The sequence below is a fragment of the Rossellomorea aquimaris TF-12 genome (assembly GCF_001648555.1).
Lineage (GTDB): Bacteria > Bacillota > Bacilli > Bacillales > Bacillaceae_B > Rossellomorea > Rossellomorea aquimaris.
In genome coordinates this window covers 235,174-254,058 of sequence record NZ_LQXM01000025.1, presented here as the reverse complement: position 1 = coordinate 254,058, position 18,885 = coordinate 235,174, and the positions used below count along the sequence as shown (strand labels likewise).

Here is an 18,885-nt window from a genome sequence, read left to right as displayed (position 1 = left end):
TAAAGGAGATGGATTATGAAACAACCGATATTGGAGTATCGAGTAAGAAAAGGATCGAACCATTTTGAACCGATCTTTCATTATCCAAACATAGAGCTAGAACAAATTCTCGCAAGAAGAGAATGCGAGTTTTTTGTGAAAAACGGAGTGACCTATTGTCAGCTTTCATCAGCCAAAGAAAATGAGTTATTTGTTATTTATGTGGAAATTTTCGAAGAGGAACCTCCTGTTGATCCATTATTGCCTTCAGAAGGACTTACATTAGAAATTCGTGAATTCAGTCCACGAAAAAATCATCCGCTCTTAAAAACGGAGAGTTATGATTTTCATTTGGACATTCTAAGTGTAATTGGTTCTGTTTATTATTATATAAATGATGTAGAGTGGGAACGTGACTCAGCGGAAATCGATGAGGACCGCTTTGTCTATATATTGTACGTTAATGCAACGGGCTATGAGCTAGAGGAGGGTAAACAATGAACAAAACAAAGAAAATGATGGCAGGTGTTGCCGCATCAGTGCTTGCTATTTCCGTAACAGGATGTGGGAATCAAGAGCTGCCTCCAGAACCAACCGATGTAGATTGTGATGATTGGGACTGGGATGATGAGAGTGGAACCTATTATTGTGACGACAGCCGTTCACCCCATTTTGGTTACTTCTTCTTTGCAGGAAAGCTTTTCAAAAATAAATCGAAACTAAAGAGCTACTCAAGCTACAAATCCTACTCAAAAAGCTATAAATCAGGTATCGGAAGTGGAACTAAGGGGGGCTTTGGAGGATAATATGACCCACTCACATAAGGAAGAGAGAGCCCTTTTTTATCAGCAGTTTTCTGAATTCTGGCCAGATTTATATGGCTCAGAATATGCCTTGTTGGACATAAAAGATTTTTCTAGGGCGACCGTTCATAACATCCACGAAGCAACTCAAAAAGTATACAATCTATACAGTAAAACCATTCACCTTCTTCGAGAATTAGAGGATGACACCCTTTTAGAACTGGGGTTTCCACCAGAATCTTTATCGTTCATTCGATTTAAATCGATTCCACAGGAATGTTTGATTGGACGGTTTGACTTTGTTGTAAAAGAGGATGAAATCAAACTACTGGAATTTAATAGTGATACACCTACTTTTATAAAAGAGCTTTATCATGTAAATGAAGAGGTTTGTCAGTATTTCACGCGATCGAATCCGAATGACGGCTTTAAAGAGCAATTAAGTAGAGAACTAAAAAGAGCACTCCTTTCTTCATGGAAATCTTTAAATCGAAAAGGAGATGCGAAAATCGTTTTCACCTCGCACCAAGATCATGAAGAAGACTATTTAACAACAAAATATCTTCAAGAACTGGCAGGTGTTCCTTCAGAATATATCAGTTTAGATCAATTAAAGATTAAAACCGATGGAGAGATCGGGGTATACACTCCTAAGGGAGAACGGATTGATATTCTCTATCGTCCAACCTACCCAATCGAACACCTGGTGGAGGATACGGATCCTATCACAGGTGAAAAAGTAGGCCTGGAATTAATGAAATTAGTCGAACAGAAGCAGATCGCTCTTTTAAATCCGCCCTCTGCTTTTCTCATCCAATCCAAAGGAGTTCAAGCGCTGATTTGGGGCTTACACGAAGAGGGAAGTTCCTTTTTCACAGAGAAAGAACATCGGTGGATCAGGCGATATTTCTTGCCGACATACTTAGATGCTGAACCATTTCATCAATCCTCTACCACGTATGTTCAAAAGCCAGCCTTCGGTCGTGAAGGAGATACGGTTAAAATATATAAAGCAAACGGAAACATCATGTATGAAGATAAAAAGGAAACATACAAACAATCCTTACCTGTTTATCAGCAATTCATTTCCCTTCCAAAAGTGTGGATTCAAACTGAGAATGGAAAGCAAGAGGTCAATATCATGGTAGGTAGTTTTGCTATCAACGGTCAGGCAGGTGCAATTGGAATAAGAGCGGGAAACATCATAACAGATAACGAATCATACTTCTTACCTGTCGGCTTACAGGAAGAATGACAAAGGAGAGAATAATATGCAAATCATTACAAGCGAAGCATTGTTAAGTTTTCTGGCTCACGTCGGAACAGGCTTAGGATTGATGATCCTCGGTATTGTCGTTTTTGCCTTTACTACAAAATTTTCAGAAGCGAACTTAATCAAAGAAGGAAACATGGCAGTAGCACTAAAGCTTTGGGGTAAAGCCATCGGTCTTGCCATCGTCATCTATACCGTATGGGCTAATAGCGTAAACTTACTAGATGCCTTCATCTGGGGACTAATCGGAATCGCCACCCAAGTCATCGCCTACTGGATGATCGAATTCGTCCTCACACCACGAACGAACTTAGCAAAGAAAGTGGAGGAAGGAAATACAGCCATCGGATTCAGCCTATTCTCAGCAGCGATTGTTGTGGGATTAATTGTAGCGGCTAGTTTGACTTATTAATAATGGGAAGGAGACTTGTTATTGGAGGGGAGAGTGCTCTGATGATGGGTCTTTTTTGTTTGGGGGTGGAGCGTGTATGGGGGAAAGGTTGATAATAAGTAATTGGAGTTACGGGTAAAATCAAGAAGAAAAGCGAAGTTGATAATAAATTTGTGATTGTTGAAAATAAAGCGTTGATTCTTGATGATATCTCTTTAGTTATGAGAAAGAAACTTGTTATTGGAGGGGAGTGTACTCTGATGATGGGTCTTTTTTGTTGTGTTTGTAGTGGATGTGAAGAGAAGTTGATAATAATTAAGGTGTGGTCGATAATAAATTGGTTTTGTTAAAAATAAGCAATAGAAGTTACAGATAAAATAAAGAAAAAAAGAGAAGTTGATAATAAACTTCCGATTGTTGAAAATAAAGTTTGAAATGTTGAAAATAAAACTTTGATTCTTGATAATATTTTTTAAAAACATCCCTTGTTTGCAAGTGTTCATTGATATTTATGACTAAATTATGTAGTGAGGCACTCTAGATCTAATATATTTTATAAAAGAGAAGGAATTTCGTTTAAAATAAAGAATATATTAATAAATTTATAACATTGGAGTGATGTCATGATTGTTAAAGAAAGAGAAATCCCCTTAAAAATTTTAAAACTTCAAGCCCTCTTGAGGAGACTTCCTGAACCGCATCCCAAAATCCCCATTATTAAGCAAGATCTTGCTAAACATCTATCAGGTTATAATGGAGAAAAGTCCATTGATTATTATTTAAGCTTCCTATCTAACGAGGACTATCATATTTTTCACGATATTAGACTCTTTGACGGAGAACGATTCTTCCAAATTGATACTTTAATTTTAACCAGTCATTATGCATTGATTCTGGAAATAAAAAATATGGTAGGAACGTTGAATTTTGACGGTGTCTTTAATCAACTAGTTCAAACGAAAAACGGACAAGAGAAAGCATTTCCCGATCCAATCATCCAGATTAATCGTCAAGCAAATCAATTTAGAGAATGGTTACAACTTAATAAGCTTTCAGAGCTTCCTATTCATGGACTTGTTGTAATGAGTAATCCTCAAACCGTTCTTCGTACGAATGATAAAAGTTTAAACCAAATCATTATCCGTTCAACCTCCCTCACTCAAAAAATTTCAGAACTAGATCAGCTTTATTGTAATCCAGTCTTATGTGAAAAAGAGATTAAAATAATCTCCAGGAAAATAATAAAACGTACTACTCCACTTAACTCTTCTATTCTAGAAGTCTATAAGCTTTCCGAGAAAGATTTAGTAAAAGGTATTTATTGTGAGAACTGCAACCACCTCCCCCTTACTAGAATCTATGGTTATTGGAAGTGTAGTAATTGCACTAATAAAACAAAAGACTCTCACCTAAAAGCTCTTAATGATTATTCCCTTCTATTAGGAAATATGATAACAAGTAGCCAATTAAGAAACTTTCTTTTAATTTCATCTCCCTCCCTTGCTACAAGATTGATGAAATCCGTTCATGCAAATAAAAGTGGTGTGAATAAAGGTACTGTATATACATTGACTATGGATACCATGTGATAAAAAGAGAAGGAGCACCCACAAACCCAGGTGCTCCCTCTCCATAAATTATTCCCCAAGAAATATTTTTCGACAAAAAACACAAAAAACTATTGCCGTTATGATTACTACTGTGATACTATTAACTTCGTTGTCACGAAAGAAGTGTTCAAGAGCCATTAGCTCAGTTGGTAGAGCATCTGACTTTTAATCAGAGGGTCGAAGGTTCGAGTCCTTCATGGCTCACCATTTTCTCAACGTGGCCCATTGGTCAAGCGGTTAAGACACCGCCCTTTCACGGCGGTAACACGGGTTCGAATCCCGTATGGGTCATTTTTATTGTTTTATAGATAATTAGTATTTTGCTAGTGCAAACTAATGAAAGTTATTTGCTTCGCAAAAACTTTGGTCCGGTAGTTCAGTTGGTTAGAATGCCTGCCTGTCACGCAGGAGGTCGCGGGTTCGAGTCCCGTCCGGACCGCCATTTCTTCTTTTTACATATTGCTTATATGGCTCAGTAGCTCAGTTGGTAGAGCAATGGACTGAAAATCCATGTGTCGGCGGTTCGATTCCGTCCTGAGCCATCCTACAAAAAGTACTGCGATGACTTTGACTCTCGTGGTACTTTTTTATTATGTATTGATTTGTAACATTCCTGTAACAGAATCGTACAAATTGCCCACATTTTCAAACTACGTTTACTTTCACCACGCATGCACCTTTATTCCTAGTATTTATCCCGTTTCAACCGTTAAATCTCGGTAAATTGATTCATTGATATTCTGACTAATTATACAATTTCATTACAATACTAATACTTTTCCCCGTATTTCGTCGAATTATGGTAAATTAATAAAGTACGAATTTAATAGAATTTTTACTAAATTAGGCATAAAGAACTACCATTTAATGGGATTTTTGCTTTAGTTTATAGGAGGCAATTAAATGCGAGGGAAAGATAGCTTAACACCAAATTTCAAATTAAATATTCGACATAAATCAACACAGCTGATGAAAAGAGTGGCCATCACTACATTAGCACTAACAACTTTAACGTTCTCACCTGCGGCAGCCAATACATCATCTGATAAGGATGTACAAACTATTTTTCATGTTTATATGAATAGTGAATATGTAGGTGCTGTAACAAGCCAAGACGAAATTCAGTCAATGCTTGATGAGAAGTTGAATAAAGCAAAAGAAAAGTACTCTGATTATCAGGTAGTGTTGAAAAATGACATCACATACATACCTGAAAATGTTTTTACGGCTAAAACGAACAATCAAAACGTTCTTAATACAATAAAGAATTCCATTTCAGTAGAAGCCAATGCATATGCTTTAACTGTGAATAATAAGCCGGTTGCTTATGTTAAAGACGAGAAAGCTGCTGAAGAAGCGTTGAATTCACTTAAGCTTGAATACGTATCAGAAAAAGAACTAAAAGAATTAGAAGATAGAAAAAAGAATACTTCATTAACATCCTTACCCGCTTTAAAAGAAAATGAAACTCGTTTGTTAGAAGTTTCTTTTAAAGAAAAAGTAGAAAGTGAAAAAGCTGAAGTTGACCCTAGTGAAATTATTTCTGCAAAAGAGGCGACGGATCTTCTTTTAAAAGGGACGTTAGAAGAGAAAAAGTATAAAGTACAAGAAGGCGATGTTCTTGGAACAATTGCTGACAAGTATGAACTAACAACAGCAAAGTTAGTAGAATTAAATGATAACCTGAAGGAAGATCAAGCCCTAAATATTGGATCTGAGTTAAACGTAACCGTTTATGAGCCTTTAGTTCACACACTTGTGAAAAGAGAAGTGAATAAAGTAGAAAAAGTTGCGTATGAAAAAGAAGTCGTCGAAGATTCTTCAATGAATAAAGGTGACACGAAGGTGAAACAGGAAGGTCAAGAGGGTGAGAAATCAGTAACCTTGGAAACGACTGAGGTAAATGGTACTCAAGTAGAAAAGACCGTAAAAGAAGAAAAGAAATTAAAAGACCCAGTTAAATATATTGTCATTAAAGGAACAAAGGAAACTCCGTCCAGAGGATCAGGCAGCTTCGCATGGCCTACAAATGGAGGATATATTTCTTCTAAGCAAGGACCACGATGGGGGAAAATGCACAAAGGAATAGACATCGCACGTCCAAGTAATAAAACGATTAAAACAGTAGACAATGGTGTAGTAGTGTCTGCCGGATGGGACAGCGGTGGATATGGAAATAAAGTGGTCATTGACCATCAAAATGGGTATAAAACAATTTACGCTCATTTAGATTCAATCTCCGTTTCGCCTGGACAAACAGTTGAAAAGGGTCAAAAGATTGGGATTATGGGAACAACAGGTGAATCTACTGGCGTTCATCTTCATATAGAGGTATATAAGAATGGATCACTTATTAATCCATTAGATGTACTTTAATCGCATATAGGAATGTAAAACGGGACTGACAAGAGAGAAGATGATGGATCTTACATGTCAGTCCCTTTATTATTAAGAATAGATTTGGATGAGTAAGTATAGAACAATTTACATTATTTAAGGTTATGATAGAGTAAAAGATGAATTAATGTGAAGAAAGTGATAAATTTAAAGAAAGAATCCTATACTAATCACAACTTTATAAGATATATTACATTTTCTAAAGGAGATCAAAAGACATGGATAAGAAGATTTTAGTCGTTGACGATGAGAAACCAATTGCAGATATTTTACAGTTCAATTTGAAAAAAGAAGGCTATGAAGTTCATTGTGCATATGATGGCGACGAAGCAGTCAAAATGGCAGAAGAAATTAAGCCGGATTTAGTTCTCCTGGACATCATGCTTCCGAATCGGGATGGAATGGAAGTTTGTCGTGAAATTAGAAAGAAATATGAAATGCCTATTATTATGCTAACAGCTAAAGACTCAGAAATTGATAAGGTATTAGGGTTAGAACTTGGGGCTGATGATTATGTCACAAAGCCTTTTAGTACCCGTGAACTGATTGCCAGGGTAAAAGCTAACTTAAGAAGACATCAGCATGGTGCAGCACAGCAAAATGCTGAGGATGAAAACAATGAGATAACCGTTGGTTCTTTAACGATTCATCCAGATGCTTATGTTGTTTCTAAGCGTGGAGAAACGATTGAGTTAACTCATCGTGAATTTGAACTTCTTCATTATCTTGCTAAACATATTGGACAAGTCATGACTCGTGAACACTTGCTTCAGACTGTATGGGGCTATGACTATTATGGGGATGTTCGTACTGTCGATGTAACCGTAAGACGTCTTCGTGAGAAAATTGAAGATAATCCTAGTCACCCTACTTGGATCGTAACACGTAGAGGAGTCGGTTATTACTTGCGAAATCCTGAACAGGAGTAATCTGTAATGAAGAAAGTGGGTTTATCACGCTCGATACATTTGAAGTTTGTCATGATCTACGTATTGCTGATTTTATTAGCAATGCAGATTATTGGCGTTTATTTTGTAAGAGAATTAGAACAAAAGCTCGTAGATAATTTCCAAACCTCTATTAAAAGTAGGGTCGATTTACTTGAATATTCAATTCGAGAAGAAATGCTTAAAAAAGACCGTGCTGAAGATGACCCTACTGAGGAAGAGGAAATTGGGAAAATACTTGATGATAGTGTTACATCTGACATTTCCGAGATTCGTGTCATTAATAGCCGAAATCGTATCATTGGAACATCAGAGCCTAATAATCAAGGTTTAATCGGTCAAGTGACAGCGGATAAGCTTGTGAAAGCCGTTTTAGCTACGGGATTTGATTATGATGATATTTACCTTGATAATCAAACGGGAAATCGAATTTGGGTATATACAGCGCCAATAAACTCAAATAATGAGGTCATTGGGGCTATTTATCTTGTTGCAAAAATAGAAACTGTATATGACCAAATGAATGAAATTAATAAAATTTTCACGAATGGGACATTAATCGCCTTAGCTATTACAGCTATATTGGGTGTTTTACTGGCACAAACCGTCACCAGACCGATTTCAGATATGAGAAAACAAGCACTGGCGATGGCAAAAGGAAATTTCTCCAGAAAAGTTAAGGTGTATGGCTACGATGAGATTGGGCAGCTGGCCATCACATTTAATAATCTAACGAAGCGTCTTCAGGAAGCTCAAGCAACGACTGAAGGGGAGCGAAGAAAGTTATCTTCTGTCCTTTCTTATATGACGGATGGAGTTATTGCCACGGATCGAAAAGGAAGAGTCATTCTTATTAATGATCCGGCTGCAAACATGTTGAATGTTTCACGTGAAACAGTGTTATCTCAACCCATTGTGTCGTTACTGGGCTTAGATGAGGAGTATACTTTTGAGGATCTTTCAAATGAGCAAGATTCCATTATTTTAGATTATAGTACGAAGGAAAAACCATATATTTTACGTGCGAATTTCTCTATTATTCAAAAAGAAACAGGATTTGTTAACGGTTTAATTACTGTTTTACATGATATCACTGAACAAGAGAAAATTGACCTTGAACGACGTGAATTTGTAGCGAATGTTTCCCATGAATTAAGAACGCCATTGACGACCATGAGAAGCTATTTAGAAGCATTAGCCGATGGCGCTTGGCAGGATGAAAACATTGCACCACAATTTTTAGACGTAACGCAAAATGAAACGGAGCGAATGATTCGATTAGTAAATGATCTCCTGCAATTGTCTAAAATGGACAGTAAAGATTATCGTTTCAATAAGGATTGGGTAGATTTTATACTGTTTTTCCATCGTATCATTGACCGCTTTGATATGACCAAGGACTTAAATGTTACATTTAAGCGTGTCTTACCAGAACAGTCTATGTTTGTAGAGGTGGACCAGGATAAAATCACTCAGGTATTAGATAATATCATTTCAAACGCTTTGAAATATTCACCAGAGGGCGGAATGATTACGTTTAAAGTGATAGAAAAGAATGGATTTATTGAAGTGAGTGTTTCTGACCAAGGTTTAGGAATACCGAAGGAAAACTTAGATAAAGTATTTGAGCGTTTTTATCGAGTGGATAAGGCCCGGACTAGACAAATGGGTGGAACTGGTTTAGGACTTGCCATCGCAAAAGAAATGATTTCAGCACACGGTGGAGATGTTTGGGCTTCAAGTAACGAAGGGAAAGGTACGACGATTACTTTTACCCTCCCTTATGATCCCACACAAGAGGATGATTGGTCATGAAATACGAAAAAATAAAATCCATTATACTTACACTACTGGTTGGGATAAGTGTTTTTCTTACTTGGAACCTTTGGACATATCAGCCTGGATATGACACGATTGACAGCGATGAGGCTTATGATGTTTCTATTAGTGCTCAAAAAAAGGAACAGGAACTCATAAAGCCTTATAAGCTTTTTTATCACCACCGGAATCAAATATTTGGTACCTCAAGTGAGATTGAGATGGATAAAGTGTTGACGCAATTATCTAGCTGGACACTGTTTGATTTAAAAGATCGTTCTAGTGAATATTCTCAAACAGAGATAGAAAGAATCATTCATGGTGAAAACAAAGTTGAACTGGTTTTCACTGACAATGTCCCCCTCTCGATTTATGGCAGAGTTATTAACCTTGAGGATAAAAAAACCCCTAATGTTTCATTTAATCGAATTGTTCTTGACTTAAGTGTTTCCAACTCTGACACAGGAACTATCTATTTTGTATCCTATGGACAAGGAAAGAAGGTATTTCTTGAAAGTCGTGTAGATTTAGGGAGTATTCAAACCTTAGAAGATACATTTGTGAAAAATGCTATTTACAGATACGATCAATACATTAAACATCCTTTAAATAATCGAACCATTATACTTCCGAAAAATTCCGAAGAATACATTAGCTTTTCGTATTATACGGATATCATTCCACCAGAGGATTTTAAACAAGCATTATTCAATGATCCTAACAATGTAAAGAAAGACTTCACTAAAACGGGTGAAACTTATACAAATACAAATAGCTTAATGGAGGTATTCAAAGAAAACAATACCTTCTCTTTTGTCACTCCCTCTGCTGAAACAAATGGAGCATCATCTCCTGGAGGCCTTTTTCAAAAGAGTATTGAGTTTGTAAATGAACATGGCGGATGGACCGATCAATATCAATATTTTTCAATAAGTCCTCAAGAGAATAAGATCGTATATCGACTTTTCGTTAAAAACCATCCTGTCTTTAATGATTATGGAATGGCTGAGATATCCCAAAAATGGGGAAAAGAAGCGATTAATGAATATTCCCGCCCATATTTCAAGTTAGAGCCTTCTGTTGTTTCTGATGAGAAGGAAGTTACTCTTCCCTCAGGTGCCTCTATTCTCAATTCTTTATTGGAAGACGATTCACTTGAGCCGGACTTAATTGAAGATATAATGATCGGATATAAACTAACAAAAGATACGAATCCATTAAATAAAAAATTCGTTGTATTTGAACCTTCTTGGTACTATAAATACAGTGGTACATGGATACGCCTACCTCTAAATGAAACGGAGGGGCTTGAAAATGGATTGGAGTAAAACAAAAAGTATTTTTATTGTTGTTTTTCTTATTCTGGATATATTTTTACTTTCACTATTTATTAATAAATTATCGAATAGTAATCCGGAAACCTTAGGGCGAACTAATTTTGAAGATATTCTGAAAGCGGATAAAATTGAATATCCGTCATTTTCAAAGGATCTAAAAAAAGAAGCGTATATTAGTGCAAAAACGAAGAAATTCACTACTGCTGATATAGACGAGTTTGAGGAACAAGAGATCAACATCGTCAATGACAATACGATTCATTCTACCTTAAGCAAGCCTTATCCCTTAAGTGATAAACGGTCTCCTGAAGAATTGAAAGACTTTATGACAAGCTTTATTATAGATGGAGAGAAGTATAGGTTTTGGAAATACAATGAAGAGGACCAAACCATTGTTTATTACCAAACCTATAAAGATAAATTTTTATTTCATAACATTAATGGAGAAGTCACTCTAAATCTCACAAAGGAAAATGAAATTGTTTCCTACAAACAAACGATGCTTGAAGATGTCAAAGCATTTAGTGGAGAAAAGAAAAGTGTCTATACCCCTATTCAGGCTCTCCAGATCTTTTATGAAAATAATAAAATTGCCTCTGGGAGTAAGGTGGAAAATGTTGAACTGGGTTATTCCACTCTCTTACCAAAAGCAGAGTCTCAATTTCTTACACCGACATGGCATTTCACAGTTAAAAATGGGGACAACAAAGAAGATTTATTTTTAAATGCTTTTGAAGGGGAAATAATAGAATTTACAAGACCAGATAAAGAATGATCATTGGAGTGAGAAGTATGGCAATGCATTTTAGTGTACTAGCTAGCGGCAGTACAGGAAATGCGATATTTGTAGAATCAGAAGAACATTCTTTTCTTGTTGACGCAGGCTTGAGCGGAAAACAAATGGAAGGCTTGTTTAGTCAAATAGACCGCAAGATTGAAGATTTGTCTGGAATATTGGTTACTCATGAGCATAGTGACCATATTAAAGGGATAGGTGTTTTGGCAAGAAAGTATAAGCTGCCTGTTTATGCAAATGATCGGACTTGGAATGCCATGGACGGTTTAGTAGGGAAAATTGATAGTGCTCAGAAATTTTCCTTTGATATGGAAACAGCCAAGCATTTTGGTGGATTGAGCATTGAATCCTTTGGTGTTTCCCACGATGCTGCAGAGCCGATGTTTTATGTATTTCATCAAGGAGAGAAAAAGCTTGTCCTTGTCACAGATACTGGATACGTAAGTGATCGAATGAAAGGGATTATCTCAAATGCAGATGCGTATGTATTTGAAAGTAATCATGATGTGGGAATGCTGCGGATGTGTCGCTATCCTTGGAGTATTAAGCGTCGTATTCTAAGCGATGTGGGGCATGTATCGAATGAGGACGCAGCCATTGCTATGAGTGAAGTGATGGGCGATAAGACAAAGGGTATTTACTTAGCTCATTTAAGTCTAGATAACAATATGAAGGATTTAGCAAGAATGAGTGTCACTCAAACCCTCGAGTCAAAAGGAATACAAGTGGGAGAACAAATTGATTTATTTGATACGGATCCAAAAGTGCCAACTCCTTTAGTTGCCATTTGAGCCTATTCAAATGTTTATTCTTTTTCTTTTAAAGGAAAAAAGAAGGTGAAGGCAATTTTGTCTTCACCTTTTTGTATAGAAAATAGTATATTTCCCCGATATCACATCTTACATATTCATCAACATTATGAAATTCTTAACTTTTTTTCATCATTTTTTAATTTAGCCTGACTATAATAAAGCTTGTATAGAGAAAATAATAAAAGGAATAGTAGTGAGAAAGGATGAAAGTACATGGGATATTATGACCAAGATTATCATAATGAAGGTAGACGTAGACAAAAAGGGAACCGCGGAGGAATGTTCCTCGCCGGCTTGTTAGGAGTTATACTTGGAGCTATTTTGGTCATTGTAGCGATTCCTCAATTAACAAACTTAAATATATTACCGTATTCAATAGAACCAGATCAAGACTTAAAGGAAACGGATGAAGCCTATCACAATGGTACGACAAAAAGTGTATCAGTTGATGTTACGACTGACGTCACGAAAGCTGTTGAGAAAGCAGGAGATTCTGTTGTAGGAATCACCAATATTCAATCGACGAGTTTTTGGGGCCAAGGTGAAGGCCAAGAGCAAGGTGGCTCAACAGGCTCTGGAGTCATGTATAAAAAAGAAGGAGATAAGGTATACATTGTGACAAATAATCACGTTGTGGAAGGCTCCTCCCAATTAGAAGTGACCCTGGCAGATGGGACAAAATTACCAGCGAAGCTGCGTGGAGCAGATGTTTGGACTGATTTAGCCGTAATTGAAATCGATGGAAGCAAAATAAAAAAAGATGACATTGTTGAGTTCGGTAATTCAAGCAAATTGAAGGCTGGTGAACCTGTCATTGCCATTGGAAATCCTCTAGGTCTTCAATTTTCCGGTTCAGTCACTCAAGGAGTGGTATCAGGGCTAGAGAGAACGATCCCGGTTGATATTAACCAGGACGGAATGCAAGATTGGCAGGCAGAAGTATTACAAACAGATGCGGCGATTAATCCGGGTAACAGTGGTGGAGCATTAGTGAATATTTCAGGGCAGCTAATTGGGATCAATTCCATGAAAATTGCTCAACAAGCCGTAGAGGGAATTGGACTTGCGATTCCAATTAATTACGCTCAGCCTATTATTGAAGACCTTGAAAGATATGGTGAAGTAAAACGACCTGCAATGGGTGTCTCGCTGGAAGATGTAAATCAAATCTCTGCATACCATCAACAAGAAACATTAAAGCTACCAAAAGACATTAATTACGGGGTTATGATTCGTCAAACCGTTCCTAATTCACCTGCTGCTCAAGCCGGATTACAGGAACTGGACGTAATTGTCGAACTAGATGGTGAAAAAATAGAGAATGTCATTGATTTACGAAAGCATCTTTACAACAAAAAAGAAGTAAATGATCAGATGAAAGTAAAGATCTATCGAAATGGTGAAGTGAAAGAAGTAAATATGAAATTGACAGATGAATCTCGTTTATAAGATGTGGATAAGTGGAAAGCAGGAAAGGAGAGCACTCTTTCCTGCTTTTTCTTTACGTGATATGATTACCTGTGGATAAAAGAATAATCGATAAAACTCATCATAATAGAGGAGGACATCACATGATTTACTGTTGTTTAGAGCATGTAGAGCTTGCCATGGATATTATTGTCGATGAGCATGAGGTAGCGCCTCAATTAACGGAGCTTTCCAAGGAAAAACAGTTATCCACAACCTGTGAATATTGTGGGAATAACGCAATATATATTGTGGCGAACTAATATTCTCATACGATATATGGATTGAGAATGTGGATATGTGGATAATTTCTGTGGATAACGTGTTTGTAAATTGTTTGTAAAGAGAGTGTGGATAGTGAATATCACAATTATAACGGTAGGTAAATTAAAAGAAAAATACTTAAAACAAGGGATCAGCGAGTACGTAAAACGTCTTGGATCCTATTCTAAAATAGAAATAATCGAGCTTGCTGACGAGAAAGCACCTGAAGTATTAAGCGATCTCGAAATGGAACAAGTGAAAAATAAAGAAGGAGAACGAATCTTAGCAAAAATCTCTCCTGATCACCACGTCATTGCCCTGGCGATACAAGGAAAAATGCGTTCATCAGAAGAACTGGCGGATAACCTGGACAAGCTCGCTACGTATGGTAAAAGCAAAGTGGCATTTGTGATTGGTGGATCGTTAGGTTTAAGTGATGATGTCATTAAGCGTTCAAACGAGACCCTCTCGTTTTCTAAGATGACGTTTCCTCATCAGTTGATGCGATTGATTTTGGTTGAGCAGATTTATCGGGCTTTTCGGATTAATCGGGGGGAACCGTACCATAAATAAAGCCCAAAAGTTGTAATAAGAGAAAAAGGTCATCCCCCCAGTAAGTGTTAACTTACTGGGGGGATGACCCCTTTTTAAAAAGAGAGAGTCTTTAATTTGACACAGAAAACCCTTCCTCTTCTCTTACTCTATCTGCATACTCATCAAGCAAAGCACGAACTTCGTCGGTGGATACTGATTCCATCAGACGATTTCGTAGTTCACTTGCTCCCCGGAATCCACGTACGTAAATCTTAAAGAAGCGGCGTAGTGGTTTGAAAGGACGCGGCTCCAGTTCATCTGAATACTTATCATGAAGATCCAGCTGTAATCTTAGGAGATCAAGCAGCTCTTGGCTGGTATGTTCTTTTTTCTCTGTTTCGAAAGCGAACGGGTTATGGAAGATCCCCCGTCCGATCATGATGCCGTCCACTCCGTATTTCTCTGCGAGTTCGAGTCCCTTCTGACGGTCAGGGATGTCTCCGTTGATCGTCAGTAATGTATGAGGAGCGACTTCGTCACGGAGTTTCACGATCTCTGGAATCAGCTCCCAGTGAGCATCGACGTCGCTCATTTCCTTCTTGGTACGAAGGTGGATGGATAGATTGACGATATCCTGTTCCAGGAGGTGCTTCAGCCAGTCGTGCCATTCCTCCACTTTGGTATAACCGAGGCGGGTCTTCACGCTGACAGGAAGTCCTCCTGCTTTGGCTGCCTGGATGATTTCCGCTGCGACATCTGGGCGGCGGATCAGACCTGAGCCTTTCCCGTTCGCTGCGACATTGTGCACAGGACAACCCATATTGATATCGATTCCGCGAAAGCCCATTTTTGCTACACCGATACTCGTTTCACGGAAGTATTCAGGCTTGTCTCCCCAAATATGGGCGACGATCGGTTGTTCATCTTCAGTGAACGTCAGTCGCCCCCTTACGCTGTCTTTTCCTTTTGGATGACAGTAGCTTTCCGTATTTGTAAACTCTGTAAAAAATACGTCAGGTCTCGCCGCTTCACTTACGACATGACGAAAAACGACATCGGTCACGGCTTCCATCGGTGCCAAAACAAAAAACGGCCGAGGCAACTCATGCCAAAAATTATTTTTCATAGTATATTTAAACCCTTTCCTTAAGGGAAGCATGTTCCCAAAATTTAAAAGTGAGATGACTAGTATTATCCATTCCCTATGTGGGTGGAATTCAACCAGTATATACTTTAATGGTATTTAGGGAAAAGTGCAAGGGGACTGAAGTGTATTACAAAAGATGGAAGTTTATATATCGATAAACGGAGCATGGAAGTTGTTCCATCAATACGGGTTTCAAAACGTGACCGTAAGCCTTTCATTGTATAGGAAGGTTTTTTGTATGGGTAATTTTAGGTATAATTATGGACCAAAAAAAATGGGGAAAGTCCTCATTAAACCCTCCCAAATTACGCCTCTAAATCAAAAAATATTCAAACCAAAAAAAGCTGAATCACTCCACCTTTCTCAAGTAATCCAGCCTCTTTCAACCTAATTATTTACACTCGTGTTGTTTAAAATCAATCACCATACGACCCTGAATCTTCCCTTGCTCCATCTCTTCAAATACATCTTTTACTTCGTGTAAGCAACGAGTTTGGACAATGGGTACGACTTTACCTTCTGCCCCGAATTGGAAAGCTTCTTCTAGGTCTTTACGGGTTCCCACCAAAGATCCGATTACTTCAATGCCATCCAGGACAAGTCGTGGAATATTCAGGTCCATGGTTTCTGATGGTAATCCTACAGCTACCACCTTCCCACACGCTCGTACTGCATCGACTGCTGAATTGAACGCTGCTTTAGAAACGGCTGTTACCACTGCGGCATGAGCTCCACCAAGTTGTTCTTGAATAATTTTGTCAGCATCCCCTTGTGTGATAGGGTTGATGATCATATCTGCCCCAATTTCTTTAGCCAGGGCTAATTTATCATCATTGATGTCCACAGCGATAACCTTTGCATTAAAGACGTGTTTAGCATATTGGATAGCAAGGTTTCCTAGTCCACCACAGCCATATATGACAATCCATTGACCTGCTTTAATGTCAGAGACCTTGATGGCTTTGTAAGTAGTGACACCGGCGCATGTGATACTGCTAGCTTGAGCGGGATCTAGTCCATCAGGTACTTTTACTGCATAATCAGCTTTTACGATGCATTGTTCAGCCATTCCTCCGTCCACGCTGTAACCCGCATTTTGGACGTTTCGGCAAAATGTTTCCCTGCCTGTTGTACAATACTCACATCTGCCACAAGCATGGAACATCCATGCGATGCTGACTCTATCTCCTATACTTAAGCTAGTCACATCATTAGCTACTTTAGAAACAATACCGATTCCTTCATGACCAAGGATTCGACCCTCGACATTTCCAAAGTCACCGGATGCAACGTGTAAATCCGTATGACATACACCACAGTATTCTACATCAACTAAGGCTTCTCCAGATTTCAAAGGTCGCAATTCTTTTTCAATAACTTCAATATTTGATTTAGCTTTTGGATTAACGATTACTGCTTTCATAATGTGATTTCTCCTTTTGTGTTTTAGAGTTTTAATGAGTTTCTTTCCCTATTTTTATGGGGAGTACTTGAACCAAATTTAAGTCATCATCATTACAATTTCATCTTATCATCTTTCATAATAAATACTATGTGAAATATTGAACAAAGTTCGAACTTTGATTAAAGCGGATCAAATACTCAAGATCTGATCATCGAAACCAAAAACATCATAACAAGGTAAAATCAAACAAACTCAAGCAGACATCCTGCCAAGATGTCTGCTTGAGTCTATTTATTGCAACCTATTAAATTGTGATCGTAGTACCATCGAATTTTGTTAAAGTAAATCCCTTGAAATTTTCATTATACGTGTCCTTATAATCGCGTAGGATGCCAATGGCTACTTTTTCCCCAAGTTCCAAGCCACGGATACCACTAGCACGATAGTGAACACCGGCTGCATCCCGTCCAATCGCAATATTATACGCCAGCTTATTCAATTCGCCACCAACAGTGAGAGGTGGACCCTCATAGGGTACTAAGGAACAGCCGTTACTTGTTGCTACCACCGGATCAGGAATCACGAAAGTTTCGTCGTAGAATGCCTTCAAAATGGTCACTGTGGCTCCGACAAATGTTGAGTGGCCGGCGGGGTAGGATGGATGGGTAGGACAGCCTTCAGGGTAGGCTTGAGGCAATAGATAGGAGCCGTATTTTTTATAGGTTTTTTTTAATGCTTTTGAACATAGTACATCACGATGAATAGGATAATCAGCTTTTCTTGTCAGTTTGTTGTGGATACGTCCGCCGAATTCTTCAGGGCGAAGGCGTCGGTGGACAAGCCATTTTTGAAACCAGGCCATTTCTAAACCAGGGCGGGCTACTTTGGTTACAAAATTCAATATATGGGGAATTCCGAATGTAGAAAATCCTACTTGTGTGTCAGAGTGGAGATAAGGGTTATTCTTATCCAGTGCAACACTCCCATAACTATGGAGGATCAAACAAGCGTTTAATCCACTTTCAATGGATAAATCGTTGTGAACGAATTCAGCCATATCTCGTCCATTTCGAATATACCGGAGGGTAGGATCATAATTAGGTCCAGGTGGTATGAAGCCATTCTGAACGGCAAGCCAATCATCGTAGTCGGTTAAATAGTCTTCCTTTGCTTTCGTTGTGCGATAGCGTTGGGTAATCTTTGAGGATACATAAGGGATGTCTTTCCAAAGAAATTGTGAAATATAGGGGCCAGTCAACGCTCCTGGAAGGTTGTCTCGGAATAGTGTTTTCGTGGTGACTTTACCTTCAACTTTAGGACCTTGAAAATCTGATAACCTAGAAAGCTCTTTGGCGGCTGCAATCGTTAAGGGGTTTGAGTCATAGTTGTTGAACGGAACATCTCGTGTAAGTGCTTGCCAGTATAGTTCGACCATTTCAGCAGCAATTTCTGAACTATTGAAGGACGGAGCTGGTGGTAGAACCAATTGGTGACTGTCTGGTCCAGCCATTTCAAATGCATAAGCAGCTTGAGGATTAACCAGCTTCCTTTCACCGGCAAGTGGAAGGTTTTCAAAATCATCGGGATCGCCAGACTTCAATATCTGAATATACTTGTGATAAGCATCAACATCTACCTCACCTAGTTTATTATGAGGTAAGCCTTTTGAAAAATTAGCTATTTTATCCGAATATCTTTTCTCGTCTCCGTTATTGGGGTGGCTCTGGACCGGAAGTGTTTTGTAGAATAACGCTGCTTTGACTCGAATGATAAAGGCCTTTAGTCGTCGTTTTAACGCTGACAAATACCCTCTTATTATCTTGAATATCAAATGACATACTCCTTTCTTTATGGGTTGTATTATTTTATGTGAAAAAAATAGAAAGGGGTAGGCTGATAGAGTGG

17 protein-coding genes and 4 tRNA genes are annotated in these 18,885 nt (G+C 38.2%); 18 read left to right on the top strand and 3 right to left on the bottom strand.

The features are described from left to right. The first annotated feature begins 15 nt into the window (after nt 1-15). The 18 genes from IQI_RS07815 (at nt 16) to rlmH (ending at nt 14,467) form a co-directional block, all read left to right on the top strand. Nucleotides 16-480, top strand: coding sequence for a hypothetical protein (locus IQI_RS07815; protein WP_064092083.1), 465 nt, complete (start codon nt 16-18; stop codon nt 478-480). Then, a complete protein-coding gene (locus IQI_RS07810) occupies nt 477-785 on the top strand; it encodes a hypothetical protein (protein ID WP_064092082.1) in 309 nt (102 codons plus the stop codon). Before IQI_RS07815 ends, IQI_RS07810 begins: the two co-directional genes overlap by 4 nt. Before the next feature lies 1 nt (nt 786). After that, complete coding sequence (locus tag IQI_RS07805) at nt 787-2,037, top strand: glutathionylspermidine synthase family protein (protein WP_064092081.1); 1,251 nt, start codon at nt 787-789, stop codon at nt 2,035-2,037. A gap of 16 nt (nt 2,038-2,053) precedes the next feature. Next, nucleotides 2,054-2,467 carry a DUF350 domain-containing protein gene (locus IQI_RS07800; RefSeq protein WP_064092080.1) on the top strand — a complete coding sequence of 138 codons (414 nt, stop codon included), beginning with the start codon at nt 2,054-2,056 and terminating at the stop codon, nt 2,465-2,467. A 602-nt stretch (nt 2,468-3,069) separates the two neighbouring features. Next, the gene (locus IQI_RS07795) at nt 3,070-4,035 is read left to right on the top strand and encodes a nuclease-related domain-containing protein (RefSeq protein WP_064092079.1); all 966 of its coding nucleotides are present in this window, start codon (nt 3,070-3,072) and stop codon (nt 4,033-4,035) included. Nucleotides 4,036-4,187: 152 nt separating this feature from the next. After that, a tRNA-Lys gene (locus IQI_RS07790) sits at nt 4,188-4,263 on the top strand. A 12-nt stretch (nt 4,264-4,275) separates the two neighbouring features. Further along, nucleotides 4,276-4,347: transfer RNA gene (locus IQI_RS07785), tRNA-Glu, on the top strand. Between the two features lie 74 nt (nt 4,348-4,421). Further along, nucleotides 4,422-4,498: transfer RNA gene (locus IQI_RS07780), tRNA-Asp, on the top strand. 27 nt (nt 4,499-4,525) lie between these two features. Further along, nucleotides 4,526-4,598: transfer RNA gene (locus IQI_RS07775), tRNA-Phe, on the top strand. 361 nt (nt 4,599-4,959) lie between these two features. Then, the gene (locus tag IQI_RS07770; RefSeq protein ID WP_064092078.1) at nt 4,960-6,432 is read left to right on the top strand and encodes a M23 family metallopeptidase; all 1,473 of its coding nucleotides are present in this window, start codon (nt 4,960-4,962) and stop codon (nt 6,430-6,432) included. A gap of 239 nt (nt 6,433-6,671) precedes the next feature. Further along, complete coding sequence (yycF, locus tag IQI_RS07765; RefSeq protein WP_064092077.1) at nt 6,672-7,382, top strand: response regulator YycF; 711 nt, start codon at nt 6,672-6,674, stop codon at nt 7,380-7,382. Nucleotides 7,383-7,388: 6 nt separating this feature from the next. Continuing rightward, nucleotides 7,389-9,215: a cell wall metabolism sensor histidine kinase WalK gene (gene walK, locus IQI_RS07760; protein ID WP_064092076.1), complete on the top strand. Its 1,827-nt coding sequence runs from the start codon at nt 7,389-7,391 to the stop codon at nt 9,213-9,215. Beyond that, nucleotides 9,212-10,546: a YycH family regulatory protein gene (locus tag IQI_RS07755; protein WP_064092075.1), complete on the top strand. Its 1,335-nt coding sequence runs from the start codon at nt 9,212-9,214 to the stop codon at nt 10,544-10,546. The genes walK and IQI_RS07755 overlap by 4 nt, the downstream gene beginning before the upstream one ends. Continuing rightward, on the top strand, nt 10,533-11,330 hold the full coding sequence (locus tag IQI_RS07750; protein WP_064092074.1) for a two-component system regulatory protein YycI: 798 nt from the start codon (nt 10,533-10,535) through the stop codon (nt 11,328-11,330). The genes IQI_RS07755 and IQI_RS07750 overlap by 14 nt, the downstream gene beginning before the upstream one ends. Before the next feature lie 17 nt (nt 11,331-11,347). Then, complete coding sequence (locus IQI_RS07745; RefSeq protein WP_064092126.1) at nt 11,348-12,142, top strand: MBL fold metallo-hydrolase; 795 nt, start codon at nt 11,348-11,350, stop codon at nt 12,140-12,142. 234 nt (nt 12,143-12,376) lie between these two features. Beyond that, nucleotides 12,377-13,612 carry a S1C family serine protease gene (locus tag IQI_RS07740; protein ID WP_064092073.1) on the top strand — a complete coding sequence of 412 codons (1,236 nt, stop codon included), beginning with the start codon at nt 12,377-12,379 and terminating at the stop codon, nt 13,610-13,612. A 122-nt stretch (nt 13,613-13,734) separates the two neighbouring features. Then, a complete protein-coding gene (locus IQI_RS07735) occupies nt 13,735-13,893 on the top strand; it encodes a CxxH/CxxC protein (protein WP_064092072.1) in 159 nt (52 codons plus the stop codon). Between the two features lie 94 nt (nt 13,894-13,987). Continuing rightward, nucleotides 13,988-14,467 (top strand): 23S rRNA (pseudouridine(1915)-N(3))-methyltransferase RlmH, encoded by a 480-nt coding sequence (rlmH, locus tag IQI_RS07730; RefSeq protein WP_064092071.1) that lies wholly within the window; start codon nt 13,988-13,990, stop codon nt 14,465-14,467. Between the two features lie 91 nt (nt 14,468-14,558). On the opposite strand, the gene IQI_RS07725 is transcribed toward rlmH, so the two are convergent. The 3 genes from IQI_RS07725 to IQI_RS07715 all read right to left on the bottom strand — a co-directional run bounded on the left by IQI_RS07725 (nt 14,559) and on the right by IQI_RS07715 (nt 18,811). Continuing rightward, nucleotides 14,559-15,554, bottom strand: a complete 996-nt coding sequence (locus IQI_RS07725; RefSeq protein WP_064092070.1) for a tRNA dihydrouridine synthase — start codon at nt 15,552-15,554, stop codon at nt 14,559-14,561. A gap of 412 nt (nt 15,555-15,966) precedes the next feature. Further along, nucleotides 15,967-16,998 carry an alcohol dehydrogenase AdhP gene (gene adhP, locus IQI_RS07720; protein ID WP_064092069.1) on the bottom strand — a complete coding sequence of 344 codons (1,032 nt, stop codon included), beginning with the start codon at nt 16,996-16,998 and terminating at the stop codon, nt 15,967-15,969. A 286-nt stretch (nt 16,999-17,284) separates the two neighbouring features. After that, complete coding sequence (locus IQI_RS07715; protein WP_064092068.1) at nt 17,285-18,811, bottom strand: vanadium-dependent haloperoxidase; 1,527 nt, start codon at nt 18,809-18,811, stop codon at nt 17,285-17,287. Between the last annotated feature and the right edge of the window lie 74 nt (nt 18,812-18,885).

Bases quoted from the DNA above. Each gene is read 5' to 3' on its own strand.
- IQI_RS07815 (WP_064092083.1), top strand. From the start codon at position 16: ATGAAACAACCGATATTGGAGTATCGAGTAAGAAAAGGATCGAACCAT.
- IQI_RS07810 (WP_064092082.1), top strand. From the start codon at position 477: ATGAACAAAACAAAGAAAATGATGGCAGGTGTTGCCGCATCAGTGCTT.
- IQI_RS07805 (WP_064092081.1), top strand. From the start codon at position 787: ATGACCCACTCACATAAGGAAGAGAGAGCCCTTTTTTATCAGCAGTTT.
- IQI_RS07800 (WP_064092080.1), top strand. From the start codon at position 2,054: ATGCAAATCATTACAAGCGAAGCATTGTTAAGTTTTCTGGCTCACGTC.
- IQI_RS07795 (WP_064092079.1), top strand. From the start codon at position 3,070: ATGATTGTTAAAGAAAGAGAAATCCCCTTAAAAATTTTAAAACTTCAA.
- IQI_RS07770 (WP_064092078.1), top strand. From the start codon at position 4,960: ATGCGAGGGAAAGATAGCTTAACACCAAATTTCAAATTAAATATTCGA.
- yycF (WP_064092077.1), top strand. From the start codon at position 6,672: ATGGATAAGAAGATTTTAGTCGTTGACGATGAGAAACCAATTGCAGAT.
- walK (WP_064092076.1), top strand. From the start codon at position 7,389: ATGAAGAAAGTGGGTTTATCACGCTCGATACATTTGAAGTTTGTCATG.
- IQI_RS07755 (WP_064092075.1), top strand. From the start codon at position 9,212: ATGAAATACGAAAAAATAAAATCCATTATACTTACACTACTGGTTGGG.
- IQI_RS07750 (WP_064092074.1), top strand. From the start codon at position 10,533: ATGGATTGGAGTAAAACAAAAAGTATTTTTATTGTTGTTTTTCTTATT.
- IQI_RS07745 (WP_064092126.1), top strand. From the start codon at position 11,348: ATGGCAATGCATTTTAGTGTACTAGCTAGCGGCAGTACAGGAAATGCG.
- IQI_RS07740 (WP_064092073.1), top strand. From the start codon at position 12,377: ATGGGATATTATGACCAAGATTATCATAATGAAGGTAGACGTAGACAA.
- IQI_RS07735 (WP_064092072.1), top strand. From the start codon at position 13,735: ATGATTTACTGTTGTTTAGAGCATGTAGAGCTTGCCATGGATATTATT.
- IQI_RS07725 (WP_064092070.1), bottom strand. From the start codon at position 15,554: ATGAAAAATAATTTTTGGCATGAGTTGCCTCGGCCGTTTTTTGTTTTG.
- adhP (WP_064092069.1), bottom strand. From the start codon at position 16,998: ATGAAAGCAGTAATCGTTAATCCAAAAGCTAAATCAAATATTGAAGTT.